This window comes from Planctomicrobium mucosum, from assembly GCF_051466335.1.
In the GTDB taxonomy this organism is placed as follows: domain Bacteria; phylum Planctomycetota; class Planctomycetia; order Planctomycetales; family Planctomycetaceae; genus Planctomicrobium.
This window is the reverse complement of sequence record NZ_CP195793.1, coordinates 4,445,647-4,465,000: the sequence shown is the minus strand read 5'-3', so window position 1 is coordinate 4,465,000 and position 19,354 is coordinate 4,445,647. Positions and strand designations below refer to the sequence as shown.

Genomic DNA, 19,354 nt, shown 5'->3' with positions numbered 1-19,354 from the left:
AGGTGTCGATTCACCAGGACGAGCGTTTAATCTGACAACAGTTCATTACGCTCCCAATGCCCGTAACTTTGATCAACCGGGTATTAACGCAAACTGGGGATCGGCCAACCCGCTCAGCTCCGGTCACACAGGCGGAGTCCACACAGTGTTCGCAGACGGACATGTCGGGTTCTTGAGTGACAATATCAATCTCGACACCCTGCGACATCTCGCCATCCGAGACGACGGCGTTCCGATTGGCGAATTCTAGGCGAAGTCCGCAAAGGAGTGAGTTTCCTTTTTAACTCACGCTGCTTGAGCTCCTTCGACGCTTTCTGGATTTGAGCATCGTCTGCAGAAGGGAAAGAAGAGTCGCAGGACGAATTTGTAGAGCTCATGCTGGGTGTGCGAATACGAAGTTTATTTGCACTCCCAGCTCATTTTTGGAACGAAGGCTCATTACATGCTTTCACAGACCGCGAGCGAGGGGAGTCGAGCGAACTTAATGAGGCCCGTATCCAGGAAGATTGACTGAAACAGAAGGGAAGTCACTTCGGGAAAATCCTTGCTGACAAACGAATGGCTTCCATGATGTGTTCGAATTGGCGGAAAATGAGGGGGGAGGCAGGATGGTATTTGCACTGTCGACTGGATGGCCATGTCGCTGGATTCTACTATTCGCCTTATGTTCGAATTTCATTTAGATCATCAAGATTCCTCTTCGCAGTCCCGTTTAGGTCGGTTCGTCACTCCGCATGGAGTGATTGATACCCCTTGTTACATGCCCGTCGGGACGCGGGGAACGGTTAAAGCTGTCTGGCCACATGAACTCAAAGCGATGGGTTCACAAATGATTTTGGCCAACACGTATCATTTGGCACTCAGGCCGGGTGAAAACGTGGTCAAAGAGCTCGGCGGACTGCACAAGTTCATGAATTGGGATGGCCCCATTCTCACCGACAGTGGGGGTTTTCAGGTATTTTCGCTCGCCGAATTGCGAAATCTCAGTGAAGACCGCGTCGTGTTCAAGTCGCACATTGACGGGAGCCTGCTCGATCTTTCGCCTGAGCGAGCGATGCAGATTCAGGAGGATCTCGGGGCTGACTGTATTATGTGCCTCGATGAGTGTCCTCCACATGATGCCCCTTATGAGCGATTGATTGCCGCTGTGGATCGGACGACCCGGTGGGCGCAGCGATGTCGCGATTCTCATAAGCGGCCAGATCAAGCGCTGTTCGGAATCGTTCAGGGGGGGATTAATCCAAAGTTGCGAACTCGCTCAATCGAGGGGCTTCGACCATTAGATTTTCCAGGCTATGCGATTGGTGGTCTGAGCGTTGGAGAAGATCCTGTTGATATGTATAAAACTCTCGACGAGACGACGCCGCAACTCCCCGTCGAGAAGCCAAGATATTTGATGGGCGTCGGGCGACCGATTGATTTGATTGAGGCGGTGTTGAGGGGGGTTGACCTGTTTGACTGTGTCATGCCCAGCCGAAATGCCAGAAACGCGACTGCCTTCACGAGTCGGGGGCAGGTGAAGATGCGAAATTTGAAGCATTTGACGGATCAACGCCCACTTGATGAAGATTGCGGATGTCCAACATGTCAGCAATTCAGTCGGGGTTATTTGCGTCATCTGTTTCAAGTAAAAGAAATTTTGGGACCCATGCTGCTGTCAGTACACAACTTGTGGTATTACCAGCAGTTGATGCGAGATCTCAGGGAGGCGGTTAAGTCAAACTCAGGGCATGAGTTTCGACGCGACCATCTTGCTCGAATATCAACAGATCCCTAAACTACCCGCTTCCCATTGGGCGGAAGTACACACTTTTGTCTGGGATTCGCGTCGTGAGGAGGAAGTGGATTCGGTGGAATTCATCGAGGATTTCAGTCGGACCACCTCAAATTCCCTCTTTAAATTTGAGTTATTGTCTGCTGCAGATCCTTCTGTAGGAGCCAATTGGTAAAGAACATGGCTGCCATGAATTCGCTGTTGACACTTCTGGCCCAAGAACCGCCACCACCCGAAGCCTCTCCAATGGGGCCATTCATGATTTACCTCATGGGGGGCTTGGTGATTTTTATGGTCGTCCAGATGCTGTTTGGACGCTCTGATACCCGAGAAAAGGCGAAAAGAGACGCCATGATCGGGGCTCTGAAGAAGAATGATTCAGTCGTCACGATTGGTGGAATTCTAGGGAACGTCGTCAGTGTGTCTGAAGATAAAACCGAAGTCACAATTCGGGTCGATGATTCAACACGATTGCGTTTGCAGGCGGGGGCGATTCGAGAAGTTCTGGTCGCCAAAACCAAAGAATAAAGAGTGAATTGGCGGTCGCATTTCGATTGTGAAATGCAACGCCCCGGAAACGAAGCGTCTCCGGTATCGAATCGAAAACGTTCAGAAACAGACACGTCAAACAACTGGTCCAAACTGACTCGGCACGATGTCGAGATGGCGGAACAGGGACGGAGTAAACGGGATGAATTGGCTGAGTATGAACCTGCTGCTCGCTTTCCAAGAGACAACGATCACCGCCGCTGACGCTGCCGATACTGCAGCATCTTCGACCGCCATTGGCGGCACTGCTGGCTGGCTGGTCTTCCTCGTTGTCGCTGCCGTCATCGTTGTTCCTTTCGTTTTAGGGAGTCTGATTGCTCAGGCACTGAAGCTGAAAGAATACAGCACACGACTGGGAATCATTCTTTTCACGTTGACGCTGGCGCTGTGTCCATTCGTCACATCCTGGATCGCTACCGGCAATCCAGCGAATGCGATCAGCCTGGGGATCGACCTTGCGGGGGGAACCAACATGGTTTTCGCCGTCGACAAAGAAGAAACAGCGAAAGCTGGTAAAGAGATCAACAACGAAGTGATGGACAAGATGGTGACCGCGGTCAGCCGTCGTGTGAATCCAACGGGAACTGAAGAAGTGACCGTTCGTCGCGTTGGTGCCGATCGAATCGAAGTGATCGTTCCAGGTGCTGATGAGGACAAGAAAAATCAGACACGCCGCCTGATCCTCGATCTCGGTAAGCTCGAATTCGCGATCGTTGCCAACAGTCAGGAAGCCGATCACACAGCGTTAATCGCTGCGGCGAGCAAGTTGTCACCTGATCAGGATGAAGTCTACCGCGGTACTGATCTGATCGGTAAATTCCGTCAGTCTGCAATCGCGACCGAGCATGACTTTGAGACCGATAAAGAAGTCACCGGTCCGAAAGTGCTGCCAGGCGGAAGTGCCTATACCCGTACTGTGACCCGAAACGGAAAAGAAGTCGTTCAGTTTCTTCTTGCCGTCGATCCTGATCCCAGCCGCCGTATTACTGGGGAACTGCTCAAGAGCGTCCGCGAACAAGTTGGCCAGAAGGGTCTCTCTGTCGGATTCACATTCAATGATCGCGGCGGACACTTGATGCAGCAGATCACTTCCCGCTATCAGCCACGTGAAAGCGGTGGATACCGCAATCAGCTGGCTGTGCTGCTAAACGAAGAACTCCACTCTGCTCCCGTCATTGAAGACGTGATTGGCTCGGTCGGGGAGATCAACGGTGGATTTACTCAGGAACAGATCGATGAACTTGTCAGCGTGTTGAACGCTGGTGCATTGCAGGTTCCACTTTATCCAACTCCCGTGAGTGAATTTACTGTCAGTCCAACATTGGGGACCGACGTTCAGCGTAAAGGTCTGACTGCGATGGCCGTTTCGATGGTCGCAGTATTTGTGATCACTGCTGGATACTATCTCGGATTGGGTGTGATTGCGGACATCTGCCTCGTATTGAACCTGATTCTGGTTCTCGGAGCGATGTCATTGATCGACGCCACATTTACTCTTCCAGGTCTGGCTGGTCTGGTATTGAGTATCGGTATGGCTGTCGACTCAAACGTTCTGATTTACGAACGTATGCGTGAAGAGCGACAACGCGGTTCAAGCGTTCGTCTGGCGATCAAAAACGGATTCGAAAAAGCATTCGGAACGATTTTCGATTCGAACGTCACCACTCTGATCACCGCCGTCATTCTCTACTATGTCGGTACAGATCAAGTGAAGGGATTCGCTGTCACGCTGTTCATCGGTATCGTGATCAGCATGTTCACAGCGGTTTATGTTGGCCGCATCATCTTCGAAATTGCTGACCGTAAGGGTTGGTTGACTGATCTCAAGATGTTCCAGGCAATCCCACCGACGAAGTTCAACTTCATGGGTGTGCAGGGATTCGCAATGTTCATCGCTCTGGCGGTCACAATTGGCGGTCTCGCGGTGACAGCCTACCGTGGAAAAGACAATCTGGACATCGATTTCCGTGGGGGATCGATGGTGACCTTCAAGTTTGAAGGGGATGCTCCGACTTCGGAAGAAGTGCGAAGTGCGCTCAACAACAAGTTCGAAAAGTCGTTGGCTCTCGAGCGATTGAATGTCAAAGAGAATGGTGAAGACCGGGTTCTGTTCCGGATGCGAACAATCGAAGCTGACGCTGATGTTGTGAGCAAGAACATCGTCGACGTCTTTGCTGACACTCCATACAAACTTGTACAGCAACACGTTGAAACAAGTGCTCTAAACGCAATTCCGAAACCTGCAGAGGGTGAGGTTTCCAGTGATGCATTCGCCGGCGGCCACGACTTCACAGTGAAGTTGACCCAGAAAATGTTGCCGTTGTCTTTGGGTGAAGAAGTCGTTCAGTTCCTTCGAGATGATCGTAAGCTCTCTCAGCCTTCTGGTGACGTGAGTGCACAGGGAGTCGACGTCAAAGATGCGAAGGCCAACGAAATTCTCGTTCGACTGGGACCAAAGATCACTTCGGAAGATGCTCAGGGTGCTTTGGACCATTTGGTGACAAAGTTCAATGGTGCTCCTTACTTCGAGGAAATTAACACCTTCGATACTTCAGTCGCGGGAGATACCCAGTCGTCGGCGATCATGGCCATTATTGGAAGCTTGCTGGCAATCATTGCCTACCTGTGGATTCGATTTCAACGCGTATCGTTTGGTCTGGCAGCCTGTATCGCCTTGCTGTTTGACGTGTTGATCACGCTGGGGCTTGTCTCAATCGGTGCGTACCTCAGCGGTAACCCTGTCAGCGATTTGCTTGGTCTGGAAGATTTCAAGATCAACCTGACCGTCGTCGCCTCCTTCCTGACAATTATCGGTTACTCACTCAACGACAAGATCGTGGTGTTCGACAGAATTCGTGAGGTGCGTGGTCGCAATCCGTTGCTGACCGCGAATATGATCAATCAGAGTGTGAACGAGACACTCTCTCGTACTCTGCTGACCTCCTCGACAACTCTCGTGGTTGTGTTAGTCATGTACTTCCTGGGAGGAGACGGCATCCATGCGTTCTCTTACTGTCTGTTCCTTGGGATCGTCGTTGGTACCCTCAGTTCGATCTTCATCGCCAGCCCGGCGTTGCTCTGGCTGACGAATATGAATCAGAAGAAAGCTGTGATCTAACGACGCTTTTCAAAGTCGGAACAGGGAACCTGTCTCGCTTTGAAAGTAATTTGAAGTCACTCGAGAGCTGAAGGGATTTCCTTTCAGCTCTTTGATATTAATGATGGATGGAATGTTGAGCTGTTTCGATTGTGCGTTTCGAATCTGGAATTGAGGACGTCGAATGACGGTCTCGGCAGAAGAAGTGGATGTTGACCGAATTGCCCTGAGTATTCAGCAACCCTGGGCGGAGTTGATCCTGCAGGGGATCAAATCAATCGAAATTCGTCGCGTCTGTGCCAGACCCCGTGGAATTGTGTATCTTTACACGTCAAAGCGGTTGTCTTCGATTCCGGATCTGGGAGTTCTAAGAGATCGCTACGGAATATCGCCGACGATGTTGCCGCTTGGGCAAATAGTCGGTACGGTCGAGATTCTGGATTGCCGCCGCGCTCGAATGGAGGATGCGGCAGCAGCTCAGGTGCCATCCTCCCTGTTAACGGATGCGTATTCTTGGATGTTGGGGAACCCGCAGCGTCTTCCCCAGCCATTGCAGCCGCGTTACCTGCCGTTTGGAACCTGGTTCTATCCGTTCAAGCGATTGCAGATCAATACCCGGCAACGGAGATAATATGGCGGAGTTTGACCTTCTCGCATCAGCAGCTTTTGGCCTGGAAGCGATTGTTGTGAGAGAACTGAAGGAATTGGGATACGGCGATGCCGTCGTCGATGACGGGAAGATCCGCTTTCGTGGCGACTTTTCAGCGATTGCCAGAACGAATCTTTGGCTCCGATGCGCCGACCGAATTCAGATCGTCGTTGGCGATTTTCCCGCGAAGAACTTCGATGACCTCTTCGACACCATTAAAGAGCTGCCTTGGGAACAATGGCTGCCGGTCGATGCCAAGTTCCCGGTGACAGCCCGCCTCGTTCGTAGCGAGATTCGGAGCCTTCCGAATACTCAAAAGATGGTGAAACGTGCCATCGTCGAACGACTTCGAAAGGTGTACATGCGGCACTGGTTCGAAGAAAGCGGGATGGAATACAACGTCGATTGCAATATCGTTGGAAGTCGGGCGATTGTGACGATCGACACGACCGGAGACGGTCTGCATAAACGCGGCTATCGAAATCTCGTCGGTCAGGCACCATTGCGTGAGACGCTGGCGGCTGCGATGGTGAAATTGAGCTATTGGAGTCGTGAGCGCTTGCTGGTCGATCCATTCTGTGGGTCAGGAACAATTCCCATTGAAGCTGCGATGATTGGTCGGAACCTCGCCCCGGGACGAAATCGGTCCTTCATCTGTGAGAATTGGGAACAGTTTCCCAAACGCACTTGGTCAGATGCTTTGCAGGAAGCAAAAGACCTTGAGATTCGCACTCCGCTTGCCCTCCCAATCGTGGCGAGAGACCGAGACGCGAGAGCCATTAAAATGGCGGAGCAACATGCGCGACAGGCAGGCGTGGCATCGGATATCTACTTCGAACAAAAAGAGTTTTACGCATTTCCAACGGATCGAGAGGCGGGAATTCTGATCTGCAATCCACCGTATGGAGAGCGGTTGGGAGGGGCGGATGAAGTCCGACAGCTCTACGCCGACATGGGCGAATTGCTGATCCCGTTGGATGATTGGTCGCTGTATATCCTGACGGCAGCGGAAGGATTTGAACGCCACTTTGGCAAGACTGCAGACCGTCGTCGCAAGTTGTACAACGCGAAGTTGGCTTGCACCTTCTATCAATATCTGGGACCCAAGCCTGACTTGGCGAGTCAGGGGACGGACAATCCCGAACAGGATGATCTGAACGAAGGTGACTTCGCTGAATCGGCCGCACGCGAGACGAAATCTGAAGAGGCGCCGTTCTATCCAATGCCGGTTGAAGTGAAACCCGTTGCAAGCGTTCCGGTAGTTGATGAAAACCGCGAGGATCCAGTCCCTGAGGAACCGCGACCAGCACCTTCAGAGGAACGGGTAAATCCATGGTCCAAGGCTCGTATGTTCCGTCAGGCGTCTGCATCTGCTGAACAGCAGATACCAGAGAAAACAGAAGAGAAAGTCGAAGCGACTCCGCTTTCCCCAGACCGTCCTGAGGTTCAATTGGACGTCGAGACGCCTGTTGACTCGCCAGTAGAGTCTCTGGTAACGCCGGTCGTTGAGCCCGAAGAGATCTCAGCGATCGTCGAATCGCCGAATGAAGAAGGTGAAACAACTCCGGTTGAGCCAATCGTTACTCCAGAGGAAGAGGCTGCATCGCAGACCGCGTCCATCCCCGATGAGCCGATTGACGAACCGGTGGTGAATGTTGTCACGAGGCCGTGGCAGGCCGCACTGGCAGCTAAGGCCGCTTTCGAGAGTGATGCAAAGAAGTCGGCTCCGCATTCGGATGACGTTCAGACTTCGACCCAAGAAGTGGTCTCAGTTCCTGAGCCTATTGCGGAAACCGAGGTCGTTGCGGAAACACAGATCATCTCTGCACAAGAGCTCGTGAAGGATCCTGAAGTGGTGGCGGATGAACCGCAGGCCGTTGCAGAAGCAGAACAGGTCGCAAAACCTGAAGTTATTCAGGATCCGGAAATCGTCGAGGCATTGCCGCAGCAGGTTGAGCCGGAAACTAAGCCCGTCGAACCTCCTTCTGCAGTGAAGCATCCGTGGAAGAGGAACCCTTGGCAGAAGTAGTCCAGGTTCTGGGATTTCATGTTGAATAGCTGCATCAGGGCTGGTTGTCTCAAGCAACTGGCCCTGTTTCCTTGTGCCCCGTCTTTGGGGAAAGAGGTGTATTGGAGGGGGCTGTTTTTCTCAAATTAAGTTGTTCTTGTCGCGCTCTACTCAGGCGGTGTTGTAGGTTGCTATGGAATAATAGCGAAACGGGAGAAGTGATCTGTGGGAACCGGTCGGGCCGGAGTGTTCGAGGCGAAGTAGTCTTGGATGTCTGAAAACCGTATGATTCCATTCTCAAATGTTCACCAAGATTTCCCAGCAAGCGATTTGGCGAAGCTCATGAAGTCTGGAAATCTGTTATCCCGCGTCTCAAAACCCGGACTCCTGCTGATGTTTGCAGGATTGGGCATCGTCCTGTTCGAAATTCAGATCGGACTGTTGCGCCAACGCTTGGGGATTACCGGTTACATCATCGGTGTGTTGTGCGGAACAACTCTCTCGATTTGGGGGTTGAAAGAAATTGTTGCGGGGTTATTGCCTCGGATTGCCAGTCGCGGTTATCTCTTTCGCCTCCCCAGAGAGGGGCTGATCTATCTGTTGATCATGTTCTTTCTCTTCGTGAGTTCGATTTTGACTCACTCCAATTTGCTGATGATGGTGTTTTGCGTCATGGCTGGGGCCTTTGTCGTGAATGGCTGGATGACCTTCACGATGCTGCGGGATGCTCGGCTTCATCGCGAAGCGCCAGAACGGCTGATGGCAGGAGAGACCTGCATCGTGACGCTCTCTCTCGAGAACAAACATCGTCGGCTGTCTGCCTGGTTGATGAAAATGCGGGATTCGATTTCGTTCGGAAAAGAGAATCTCTTTCCGGAAGTGCTCTTCGTACGAGTCCCTCCACGTAAGACGCGGTTTGGAAATTACCAGCTGAAACCTGAGTCGCGGGGGCGTTACACGTTTCGGCATCTCGATCTTACGACTCAATTCCCATTCAGTCTGGTCGAGCGAGGTGTCGGAAAAGAACTGAAACAGGAGATGCTCGTCTATCCTCGATTGGGGACTCTCAACCCGCATTGGCGCCGCATGCTGCAGCACTCAATGGAATTCGACAGTTACGCCAGACCGATCGCAGGGACATTTCATGACGAAATGAACAGGATTCGGGAGTACCGTCCGGGGGATGACGTCCGCATGATTCATTGGCGCACCACAGCACGCGTCAATAACCTGATGGTTTGCGAATATGACGAGAGTCGCGATCGCGATCTTGTCGTGATTGTGGATGGCTGGTTGCCGCCGCGTCCGAAGACTGAAGAACTCGAGCAGCTGGAACGTGGGCTACGTTTCGCTGTGACATTGTGCCTGAGTTATCTCCGCATCAGTCGGCAATCCTCATTGTCGGTCTTTCTGCTGGGGAATGACACCGTCGCGTGGTCTGGAGATTCAGGGGAGCAGCATACGAATTCCCTGCTGGATTCGTTCGCGGTCTTCGATCACCATCATCGCCACGACTCCAAAGAGGTGCTGAAGTCTCTGTTGCAGAAGACCAAAAAGCAGTGTCGCACGATCGCCATTTCCTATCGTCCGGAAGAACTGCAATCGCAGATTCGCGAAGAGATTCCGGGATACGGGGCCGATTTACAGGTGATCGGCACCAGTCAAGAAGCACTCTCCGTTTACTTCGATGAGCAACTTTCGGAAGAGACTACTGGACTGACCAGAAGCAATTGACATTAAAACGACGTAGATGATGACAGGATTCCTGATCCTCCGTTGAAGAAGCCGAGATGACCGAATTATTTCAATTCAGTATGACAGTGCTGATGTCTCTGACCGGGCTCACTTCTGCGGTCGCTGAGGGGAATCCACTGTCTGCACTGACGGTCCCTTTTGCGTTTGCAAGTTTCTATTTCGTCGATCTCAAACGATTTGTGGTGCTCCCGAAATGGTTAGCTCCTGCTCTGGGGGCCGTCGCTTTTGGAATTGCTGCCATCGAGTACGGCGTCTGGGGGAAAGAGCATTATCTACTCGTTGCCAACCATCTCCTTGCCTATTTGACCTGGGTCATTCTTCTGCAGCAGAAAGGGGATCGGGAGTATTGGACGCTGATGGCGTTGAGCATCCTGCAGATCGCGATCACATCGTTGCTGACGTTTTCAGTCTGGTTTGGAATCGGGCTGCTCGCTTACGTTTTTGTCGCGTTGTGGTCAATGTCGATTTTTCTGCTGTTTCGCAGCGTCAACGGTATTCGAGCATCCGGGATCGAAACCTCGTTTCTAAAACGGAATGCAACGAAGTTTTCGAGCTTTGCACAGGTTTGGTCTGGCGTCTCCAGAGACCATTCCGAAAAACTCGTGACCACTCCGTTCTACTTGAGTTCTGTCTCGGTTTCGGGTGTTGCAATTTTTATCGCAATGCTGTTTTTTATTTTCATTCCGAGAATCTGGCCGACTGCAAGAAGCTCCCTGGCTGGTGCTCCAGTCACTGGATTCAGCTCGGAAGTTCGCTTGGGTGAGATCGGGGAGATTTTAGAAAACCCCGACAAGGTGATGACCTTCCAGCTTTATCGAGCCGACACCGAATCCCAATTGTCGGTGATGGACGCTCAGAAGTATCTCGGCGCTGAGCCTTTGTTTCGAGGTGCGGTACTGGAAGAGTATCGGAACGGCCGTTGGAGCCGACCTGAATTGAAGGGGACGATGACAATTCGCGCGAACCTCTCCAGTGCGAAGTATCGTTTTAGAATCACGCTGGAACCGATCGGGACAGATTCCATCTTTTCTTTTGGCAATACGATCGGGGCGTTAACGGCGAAGCGGTATGGAAGTATCAACTGGGACGTCTTCTCATCAGAGATCCGTCGAGGAGAAGAAACCGATCTCGATCGCGCGTTTTCCTACGACCTATTTACGGCTGACGGGCCACCCGATCTTTGGATGTCGCAAATGCGGCATCTTCAACTGCTTCAGCGATTCGGGTTTGATCCCACGTCCCGGACATTGACTCCGCTCACCGCTCGACGATTTCAGGCGAGCTTGAGGGCATTATCGACCGTGCCGCCGGAACTCCATCCGCTTGAAGAAGTCTCGCGAAAGGTCGTTGGAAATGCTCCCTCAGACACGATCGCTGCGCAGAGAATTGAAGACTGGTTTACGACTTCCGGTGAATTCGACTACACGATGAAGCTTTCAGTTTCAGACTCTGCGGTTGACCCGGTTCTGGATTTCGTGACCAATCGAAAAACTGGACACTGCGAGTACTTCGCTTCGGCAATGGCGATGATGCTCAGAAGTGTGGGGATCCCTTCCCGAGTCATTACAGGCTTCAAGGGGGCAAATGTCGATCCAAAAACGGGTGTGTTTACAGTGCAGCAATTGCACGCTCATGCCTGGGTCGAAGCCTATCTGGATGGAACCTGGGTCACTTTTGACCCGACACCTGCTTCGCGCGATGACGCGGTCCATCAGGTGAGCGAAAAGGTCGATATCCCCTGGTATCACTGGAGGAAAATGGAGGTTGCCTGGTCGCGATTCTCAACAATTTCTCGTGAAAGTCAGCAAGAACGAGTTTACGAGCCACTCAAGAAGCAGGCCCTCAGCGTGAAGACGGCTGTCACGGAACTGTTCGCCGGGCGGGCCGATCGGTTCAAGGAATTGATGCAGTTCTTTGTCAGCCCGAAACGTTGGTTCACCTCTGAGGGGGTGATCGTGGCATCGCTGCTGGCGATGCTCTTGTTGGCATGTAGTTGGCTTGTGCGTCGTCTCCTGCAGGCTAGCCGGTCAATGTTCGGATTATGGAAGGGACGTTCCGGTCCTTCGTCGCTTTCACGCCCGGCCATCGCGTTCTACGATCGCTTCCTGAAAATTCTCGAAGAACAAAAACTTGTTCAGGCCCCTACGCAAACTGCTCAGGAGTTCCTGCTGCAGGTGAAACCGGAGCTACTGCAACTGCTGCCATCGCACCAACACGAGGTCTGGATTGACTCGCTGGTTCAACAGTTTTATCGAGTCCGATTTGGCCACGAACAACTGACTCAGGACGAGCTCAATGAATTGGATCAGCGACTGAACGAGTTGGAAGCCGGTCTGCATCCGGTGGCAGAAAGCACACGATGAATTTTCAAGACCGGAACAGGTTTTTAACGACATCGACAACGATGATGGCGGTCTTCGCCGCAATCGCATTGCTGTTCGCATGGATGCTGAATGTGCCGATCGGCGCGACGATCCACGTGACTCCTCAGGCAATTGGGGTGGGAATCATCGCTGCGGTCATCATGATTCTGACTCTCGGAAGAATCAGTGCACTCAGGGACGAGGCTGAACGAATTCTTGGGTCGGTAGTTGCCAGTTGTCGCTGGTACGAGCTTGCGGTCCTGTCAGTCATCGTTGGGATTGTTGAAGAGATTATCTTTCGTGGAGTGATGGAGCAGTATGGGGCTCGGTATAGCCCTGTCGCTGCTTTCGTCATCGTGAATATCATCTTTGGCGCAATGCATGCGGTTTCATGGACGTATGCGGTGATTGCGACACTGCTGGGGATGATTCTCAGTGGGCTCGCCTACTGGCCGGGTGAATACAATTTGATGCGACCAATCGTGGCTCACGCTGTCTACGATTTTATCGCGTTTCTCATTATTGCTCGTCAGCATCGACAGTCGGCGATGGCTCCAGAACTCGGTCGGGAAGAAGAGCATCCGAATTCTGACGGCAGTTCGCTGTGAGAACTTCATCTTCTTACAATCGAACCAGATCCGTGCGACACGGCATTGCGACCCATTTTGAAGCGCGTTTTACTCATGCAGCCTGACTCAATGATATCTCCTGAAGCGACGTCGTCGGTCCAGACTTCCAGTTTGAAAATCGGCAACATCGAAATTGCTCATCCTTTCGTGCAGGCTGCGCTGAGCGGTTACAGCGATTGGCCCATGCGTGCTCTCGCCAAGAGATATGGTGCGAGCTACACGCTTGCGGAAGTGATGCTCGAACGGTTTGTCACTGAAGTCAAAGGGACCAGGCGAACGGAGCATCATTTTCGTGTCAGCGAGTTGGATCATCCGGTAGGCGGACAATTGATGGGGGCGGATCTCGAGCGGTTCGGCCCCGCCGCGATACGACTGGTTCAAGCTGGGTTCGACGTCATCGATATCAATTTCGGGTGTCCTGTTCGTTCTGCGATTGGGGGATGTCGAGGGGGGTATCACCTCGGTCAACCCGAGGTGGCATTGCAGATCATCGACACCGTTCGCGAAGCAGTTCCGAGTGAGATCCCCGTCACACTGAAGATGCGACGAGGGATTGATGATAGTCAGTTGAGCCGTGACCGATTCTTCCAGATTCTTGATGGAGCCTTTGCTCGTGGGGTGAGTGCCATCACGGTTCACGGTCGTACTGTTGAGCAGAAGTATCGCGGTCCCAGTCGATGGGAGTTTCTTCGAGAAGTCAAAGCACATGTCGGGGATCGGACGATTCTGGGAAGCGGCGATTTATTCACCGCGCAGTCCTGTGTCGACATGTTGAGAAGGACTGGCGTGGACGGAGTGACAATTGCGAGAGGAGCCATTGGGAACCCGTGGATCTTCGCCCAGGCACTGGCAATTTGGAAGCATGGAACCACTCCGATCCCGCCGACAGTTTTTGAACAGCGCGATGCGATTCGCCAACATCAGTCGCTCGCGGAAGAGTGCTATGGAGTGTCTCGCTGGTTGGGAGGAATGCGTAAGTTCGCTTTCAAATACGCGAGGCTCCATCCGCGTCGTGATGAACTCAGAGTGGCTTTTGGAGCGATGAGATCCGTGCAAGACTGGGAACAGATTTTTGAATGTTATTACTCGGACGATGCTCCCGGGGTCTGGCCTGAAGTCGAAGAAGTGCAGGACTCTCAAGACGATTGTTGCCAGTAAGCGACCGTGCCTTCTTGGTGAACGTGAATTGCTGAAAGGGGTGTCGGTTCGAGTGCAGATTGAGCATGTGTGACGACCCACTTCAGCCGCGTCGCGGATTACTGACTTTGGTGATTTATTTTATCCAGATTGCCCGGTTTGATAGTGTACGATCCGTTGGCGACCGAATTCTCTGTGGTTTCAGATTCAGAATGTCCGAATACAGGCTGCGCCCATTGGCTTCTCGAAAAAATTTGTCAAACTAAGCTCAATTCATTGGAGTTCGTAAGGGGTTGATTGCCGGGATGAGTTCGGCCATCAATCATTCTTCGCCGACTCTCCTCCGTGATGGTTCTCATTTCACTTCAATCAGAATTCGCTCAGCATGTTTGGACGATTGGGACTTTTCGTTTCACGAAACTCGCTTGCGATTCTTTTGTTCTGGGTGGCCGCTCTGGTCACGCTGCTGAACTGCTCTCCTCGTGTCGAAGATGTCACAGAAGCTGGGGAATTTAACTTTCTTCCAGACGATGCACCGACCCGGCTGGGGCAGAGAATCTTTGAGGAGGCGTTTCCGGACGATCTTCTTGGAAGCAATATCGTCGTCGTTCTGGCGAAAGACAACAACGAGCAGCTGAGCGAGACTGACCTCGAGTTCATCGAAAAAACTCTCAAGCCGCGACTCCAGGCACTCATTCCTGCGCCTCCAGCAGAGGGAGAAGAAGTTCAGGAAGTTGCTACCAAGCCTTCTTCTCACGGTCATGGAGAAGAAGGGGAGCTTCCGTCCACATTTCCGGAAATCAAACAGATCCGCACCCCTGGCAGCAGGGAAATCGGAAAGTTGCTGGTCAGTGGTGATCGACAGGCAGCTCTCGTCATTCTCGACCTCACACTCGACTTCATGAGTGCAGAAGTTCGTCCACCGGTGACTGCGGTTGAGAACATCATGAATGATCTGCAATCACAGTCGCTGATCCCGCCGAATATCCAATTTGCTTATAGCGGGAGCGCTCTTGTCGGTCGTGATACTGGAGTTGCCCAGCAGGTCAGCGCGGAAGCAGTCGAACAATGGACTTTGATTCTGATTGTTGGTTTGCTTCTGGCGGTCTACCGCGCGCCGCTTCCAGTGCTTGTACCACTGCTCACTCTGGGCGTCTCGCTAGCTGTCGCGATGCGACTCTTGGCTTTGGCGACGCAGGCCGGCTGGATTGGAATGTTCGAAGGGATTCAGGTCTATACCGTCGTTGTGGCTTACGGCGCCGGGGTCGACTTCTCGATGTTCCTGACGTCCCGTTATCACGAAGAACTCCAGAAGTGCGAGACAGTCGAAGAAGCGATCTCCCGCACCATGGCAGGGGTCGGCCCCGCGGTGACAGCAGCGGCTGGGACGGTAATCTTCGGAATCGGGATGATGACTTTCGCGACCTTCGGAAAGTTCCATCAAGCTGGTATCAGCATCTCGTTCAGTCTGTTTGTGATTCTGCTTGCGGCCTTGACCTTCACTCCCGCGCTTCTGCGGATAATGGGGCGTTACACCTTCTGGCCAGAAATGCCAATGCACGGCGTTGAGTTTCGGGAGCAGAAGGTCGGAAGTTTCGTTCAACTCGTTCGAAAGCTGACGCTCCAATCTGAATCGCATGTCTTCTGGGAGAAGCTGGCGAAGAAGGTGACCGAAAAGCCGATCAGGCTGTGGTTTATCACTGTCGTGATTATGTTTCCGTTTACGATCGTTGGCTGGTACTGCTATGACCACGTGAGCTTTGGCTTGATCGGGGAACTGCGCAAGACATCGCCATGTGTGGTTGGTACCGAATTAATCTCCAAGCATTTTGCAAAAGGGTTGACCGGCCCGACGACACTTGTCATTCAAAATAAGGATGTCGATTTCTCGTCCAGTGCAGGTCAAAGCCTGATCCGAGAATTGACAGAACGACTCGATGCTTACGGTCCGGATATTCATATTCAGGACATTCGTAGCGTGATTCGCCCGCTGGGTGAACATCATGAGTTCGCTGAGGCACCTCGAGGAACGGGAGTGCTGGGGATGATCGCTCGTCGTAACGCCCAGCGTGCCAGTTCCGCGAACCATTACCTTGGAGGCAAAGATGAGACTGGTGCTCATGTGACCCGTCTCGATCTTGTGTTGGATGGTGACCCGTTCTCTCGCGAAAGTATCACCAAGATTGAACATCTGCAGAACGTGCTCAATAAGGATATGCCCGATGAACTCAAGAAAGGGCAGTCATTCCTGCTTGGGGCAACAGCCAGCATTCGGGACTTACAGGTGATCGCGGGTGCAGACCGCGTTCGCATCAACATCCTGGTTACCCTGGCTGTGTTTGTCGTGCTGCTCCTTCTCATTCGCAGCCTGGCAGATAGCTTGTATCTGATGGTGACGGTGATCTTCAGCTACCTGTGCACGCTGGGAATTACCTGGGGACTCTTCTATTTCCTCGATCCGGAGAACTTCGGCGGATTGGACTGGACCGTCCCAACGTTCCTGTTCACGATTCTCGTGGCGGTGGGACAGGACTACAACATCTTCCTCGTCGAGCGAATTCACGAAGAAAGAAAACATCACGGCCCATTGGGAAGCGTGCGGCATGCAGTTGTTCAAACAGCTTCGATCATCACCAGCTGTGGGTTGATCATGGCTGGTACATTTTCAGCACTTCTCGTCGGCGGCCAACTTGCTCGAATGAATCAGCTCGGGTTTTCGCTGGCGTTTGGAGTGTTGCTGGACACGATGGTGGTCCGTCCAATTCTGGTCCCTGCTTACTTTGCATGGAGAGCTCGCCGAAAATTGAAAGCAGTCGAACCGGTACCATCGGCTGACTTGCAAGAAGTGACATAATGCCGGGATCAAATCCGAGCCTTTGCTCCATGCTCATCATGCAGATGAGCATCGGGCTTTTTTTATTGTGGAATGTCTCCGGCGGTCAACGAAAAAACGGCGGATGCTCAAGTGGAGCGGCCGCCGTTTTGAAGGAAACCCATGAGGTGAGAGCGGGTTTCCGGGAGAGAGTTCACATCAATTTTATCGTTGAGCCCGTCGCTTTGTGTCGCTCAAATCCGCTGGGGCATTTCACGGCCGCAGATCAGTATGGGCTGCGAATCGGGCTCGGTGGGCATCGTTTCAAGAATCGACGAGTCAAATTCAGTTGATGTCGTTCTGTCCAGCACAGAAGTCGACTTCGTCGTAGAAGCGGCTACCGGCGGTTTGACCTGCATGTCCGTTGTGGCAGCGAACTTTGAATCCCTGATCCATGCTTGCGAACGCTGAACCGACGTCTTCGAGTTCGTTGTTCACGTTGAGAGCCACTTCGCTCAGACCAACTACGAGTCCGAGAATTGCGATCGTCGAAATCAGTACGAGTTCTGCCGAGACAATGAAACCAGCTTCGTCGTTCAGGAGGGCGTTGAGAGTTGTCATTTCGTGTGTCCTTTGGTTGGGGGTGACTTTGATGAGAAGCGTTAAAGCACCCGCAGTGCCAAAGTGTAAAACGGGGTGTTAATTTGTTTTGACAAACTTGATGGTGTCGTGTCTTAAGTGTTTCTCTTGTTATGTGTTGCGCTGTTTTTTGTTGCTGTAAAGATTGTTGAGCAGGTAGTTCTGGGTGTTGAAAATGGTGATGGTTTTTGGCAACGTGAATTGGCAGCAGTGAGCGTGCTGTTTAAGGTAACATGATTTGGTGTAATGATTTGTGGTTGTGATGCCTTTGTGGCAACGTGTTGTCAGGTTGCACCGGCCGCAGACCCAACGCTGGAAGGTCGACCCCATTTTCGGAAATTGATCCCAGAAATTCTCTTCGTTCAACAGTTCTCAATCAGAACGGTCTCACTCAGTCTCAACATCAAATGACAATTGCGTTACGATCGACTCGCTCGTCTGTCCCAATTGGTCCTGATTCCGAAAGTTGACTCGATGGCTGAGAAGAAGTTTTTAACTGCACCCGTTGAACAGACGACGATGCCCTCAGGAATTCCGTACATCGTCGGAAATGAAGCAGCCGAGCGGTTTAGCTTTTACGGGATGAAAGCCATCCTGATGCATTTCATGACGGTTTCTATTCTGAGTGCAGCGGGCACTTCAGATGTCATGGATAAAGAGACGGCGACTCGCTGGATCGCGAACTTCAATTCAGCGGTCTATTTCTTTCCGATCATCGGAGCCATTCTGGCCGATGCGGTTTTAGGCAAGTACCGCATGATCCTCAGCGTTTCAATTATTTATTGCATCGGGCATGGCGTGCTCGGGTTGATGGATTTCAATACGGGAATTGACCAAAGAACGTTGTTGTTCTGGGGACTCGCACTCATTGCGATCGGAGCAGGGGGGATCAAACCCTGTGTCTCTGCTCACGTAGGAGATCAATTCGGTCGCTCGAATGCCTATTTGCTTCCAGTTGTGTTCGGTCTTTTTTACTTCTCGATCAATTTCGGCTCGACATTTTCGACGTTGCTCACCCCCTGGTTGATTGAGCACAAGTCATTCGGTCCGTCCTGGGCGTTCGGAGTGCCTGGCGTCCTCATGGCGATGGCAACATTCGTTTTCTGGCTGGGCAGAAACAAATATGCGCATATTCCGCCCTCGGGAACCAAGTTCTTTACTGAAACGCTCAGCCCAGAGGGATTGAAGGCAATCGCAGCGTTGATTCCAATCTACCTCCTCATTGCCCCCTTCTGGTCACTCTTCGATCAGACTTCTTCCCGTTGGGTCGATCAGGCACAGAATATGGACCGTGTCATCTTCGGGACAGAGTTGAATGCTTCGCAGTTTCAGGCTGTGAACCCTATCTTCGTGATGCTGTTCATTCCGCTCTTTACGTTAGTGCTTTACCCCCTTGCCGGGAAATTCTTCAACGTGACACCGCTTCGTAAGATCGGTTTCGGCCTGTTCCTGACTGTTCCATCATTCCTGATTTCAATGTGGATCGAAGGACGAATCGTCGCAGGTGAGCACCCTCACATTGGTTGGCAAATTCTTGCCTATGCCGTCCTCACCGCTGCTGAAGTGATGGTTTCCATTACGACACTGGAATTCTCCTACACTCAGGCACCGAATCAGATCAAGTCGTTCATGATGAGCGTCTACTTTCTTTCCGTGACGCTCGGTAATCAGTACACAGCGTTCGTGAACTGGGGTATTGAAACCGCCAGGAAATCCGGAACGACCATTCTTGAAGGTCCGAGCTATTACCTGTTCTTTGCAATGTCGATGCTGGTTTCAGCGATCATCTTTGTGGTCTGGTCCCCATACTACAAAGGCAAAACTCACGTCCAATCCGATGTGGAAGCGGTCAAGCAGACGACATAACCCATTCGTTGTGACATGAAAAATCCGCATCGATCTCATTTGGATCGATGCGGATTTTTTGTTGGTCTACCAGATG

General features: G+C 52.1%; 14 protein-coding genes (1 of these 14 cut by a window edge). 13 read left to right on the top strand and 1 reads right to left on the bottom strand.

Annotation, left to right across the window (positions count from 1 at the left end; genetic code table 11):
* From SH668x_RS17705 to SH668x_RS17655, 11 genes are all read left to right on the top strand, one after another.
* A protein-coding gene (locus SH668x_RS17705) for a DUF1559 family PulG-like putative transporter (RefSeq protein WP_437186391.1) crosses the window boundary here: on the top strand, positions 1-250 show its final stretch. Its footprint begins 752 nt before the window's first position; 250 of the gene's 1,002 nt are visible here — the last part of the coding sequence; the start codon falls outside the window, past its left edge; its stop codon occupies positions 248-250.
* 387 nt (positions 251-637) lie between these two features.
* Positions 638-1,777: a tRNA guanosine(34) transglycosylase Tgt gene (tgt, locus tag SH668x_RS17700; protein ID WP_437186390.1), complete on the top strand. Its 1,140-nt coding sequence runs from the start codon at positions 638-640 to the stop codon at positions 1,775-1,777.
* A gap of 186 nt (positions 1,778-1,963) precedes the next feature.
* Entirely contained in the window at positions 1,964-2,302 is a 339-nt protein-coding gene (gene yajC, locus SH668x_RS17695; RefSeq protein ID WP_437186389.1) for a preprotein translocase subunit YajC, read from the top strand.
* Positions 2,303-2,465: 163 nt separating this feature from the next.
* On the top strand, positions 2,466-5,441 hold the full coding sequence (secD, locus tag SH668x_RS17690; protein ID WP_437186388.1) for a protein translocase subunit SecD: 2,976 nt from the start codon (positions 2,466-2,468) through the stop codon (positions 5,439-5,441).
* 163 nt (positions 5,442-5,604) lie between these two features.
* Entirely contained in the window at positions 5,605-6,051 is a 447-nt protein-coding gene (locus tag SH668x_RS17685) for an ASCH domain-containing protein (RefSeq protein WP_437186387.1), read from the top strand.
* 1 nt (position 6,052) lies between these two features.
* On the top strand, positions 6,053-8,098 hold the full coding sequence (locus SH668x_RS17680) for a THUMP domain-containing protein (RefSeq protein WP_437186386.1): 2,046 nt from the start codon (positions 6,053-6,055) through the stop codon (positions 8,096-8,098).
* 249 nt (positions 8,099-8,347) lie between these two features.
* Positions 8,348-9,811 carry a DUF58 domain-containing protein gene (locus SH668x_RS17675; protein WP_437186385.1) on the top strand — a complete coding sequence of 488 codons (1,464 nt, stop codon included), beginning with the start codon at positions 8,348-8,350 and terminating at the stop codon, positions 9,809-9,811.
* A 56-nt stretch (positions 9,812-9,867) separates the two neighbouring features.
* The gene (locus SH668x_RS17670) at positions 9,868-12,195 is read left to right on the top strand and encodes a transglutaminase TgpA family protein (RefSeq protein WP_437186384.1); all 2,328 of its coding nucleotides are present in this window, start codon (positions 9,868-9,870) and stop codon (positions 12,193-12,195) included.
* Entirely contained in the window at positions 12,192-12,803 is a 612-nt protein-coding gene (locus SH668x_RS17665) for a CPBP family intramembrane glutamic endopeptidase (protein WP_437186383.1), read from the top strand. The genes SH668x_RS17670 and SH668x_RS17665 overlap by 4 nt, the downstream gene beginning before the upstream one ends.
* A gap of 90 nt (positions 12,804-12,893) precedes the next feature.
* Entirely contained in the window at positions 12,894-13,982 is a 1,089-nt protein-coding gene (locus SH668x_RS17660) for a tRNA dihydrouridine synthase (RefSeq protein ID WP_437186382.1), read from the top strand.
* Positions 13,983-14,346: 364 nt separating this feature from the next.
* Positions 14,347-16,815 (top strand): MMPL family transporter, encoded by a 2,469-nt coding sequence (locus SH668x_RS17655; protein ID WP_437186381.1) that lies wholly within the window; start codon positions 14,347-14,349, stop codon positions 16,813-16,815.
* Between the two features lie 303 nt (positions 16,816-17,118).
* Here the strand turns inward: SH668x_RS17655 and SH668x_RS17650 are convergent, their stop codons facing one another.
* Positions 17,119-17,394, bottom strand: coding sequence for a branched-chain amino acid aminotransferase (locus tag SH668x_RS17650; protein ID WP_437186380.1), 276 nt, complete (start codon positions 17,392-17,394; stop codon positions 17,119-17,121).
* A 117-nt stretch (positions 17,395-17,511) separates the two neighbouring features.
* On the opposite strand from SH668x_RS17650, the gene SH668x_RS17645 reads away from it, so the two are divergent.
* Positions 17,512-17,649 (top strand): hypothetical protein, encoded by a 138-nt coding sequence (locus SH668x_RS17645; protein ID WP_437186379.1) that lies wholly within the window; start codon positions 17,512-17,514, stop codon positions 17,647-17,649.
* Positions 17,650-17,886: 237 nt separating this feature from the next.
* Positions 17,887-19,278 carry a POT family MFS transporter gene (locus tag SH668x_RS17640; protein WP_437186378.1) on the top strand — a complete coding sequence of 464 codons (1,392 nt, stop codon included), beginning with the start codon at positions 17,887-17,889 and terminating at the stop codon, positions 19,276-19,278.
* Positions 19,279-19,354 lie beyond the last annotated feature (76 nt).

Excerpts from the sequence above, each read along its gene's own strand:
- tgt (WP_437186390.1), top strand. The coding sequence starts at position 638 with ATGTCGCTGGATTCTACTATTCGCCTTATGTTCGAATTTCATTTAGAT.
- yajC (WP_437186389.1), top strand. The coding sequence starts at position 1,964 with ATGAATTCGCTGTTGACACTTCTGGCCCAAGAACCGCCACCACCCGAA.
- secD (WP_437186388.1), top strand. The coding sequence starts at position 2,466 with ATGAATTGGCTGAGTATGAACCTGCTGCTCGCTTTCCAAGAGACAACG.
- SH668x_RS17685 (WP_437186387.1), top strand. The coding sequence starts at position 5,605 with ATGACGGTCTCGGCAGAAGAAGTGGATGTTGACCGAATTGCCCTGAGT.
- SH668x_RS17680 (WP_437186386.1), top strand. The coding sequence starts at position 6,053 with ATGGCGGAGTTTGACCTTCTCGCATCAGCAGCTTTTGGCCTGGAAGCG.
- SH668x_RS17675 (WP_437186385.1), top strand. The coding sequence starts at position 8,348 with ATGTCTGAAAACCGTATGATTCCATTCTCAAATGTTCACCAAGATTTC.
- SH668x_RS17670 (WP_437186384.1), top strand. The coding sequence starts at position 9,868 with ATGACCGAATTATTTCAATTCAGTATGACAGTGCTGATGTCTCTGACC.
- SH668x_RS17665 (WP_437186383.1), top strand. The coding sequence starts at position 12,192 with ATGAATTTTCAAGACCGGAACAGGTTTTTAACGACATCGACAACGATG.
- SH668x_RS17660 (WP_437186382.1), top strand. The coding sequence starts at position 12,894 with ATGATATCTCCTGAAGCGACGTCGTCGGTCCAGACTTCCAGTTTGAAA.
- SH668x_RS17655 (WP_437186381.1), top strand. The coding sequence starts at position 14,347 with ATGTTTGGACGATTGGGACTTTTCGTTTCACGAAACTCGCTTGCGATT.
- SH668x_RS17650 (WP_437186380.1), bottom strand. The coding sequence starts at position 17,394 with ATGACAACTCTCAACGCCCTCCTGAACGACGAAGCTGGTTTCATTGTC.
- SH668x_RS17640 (WP_437186378.1), top strand. The coding sequence starts at position 17,887 with ATGGCTGAGAAGAAGTTTTTAACTGCACCCGTTGAACAGACGACGATG.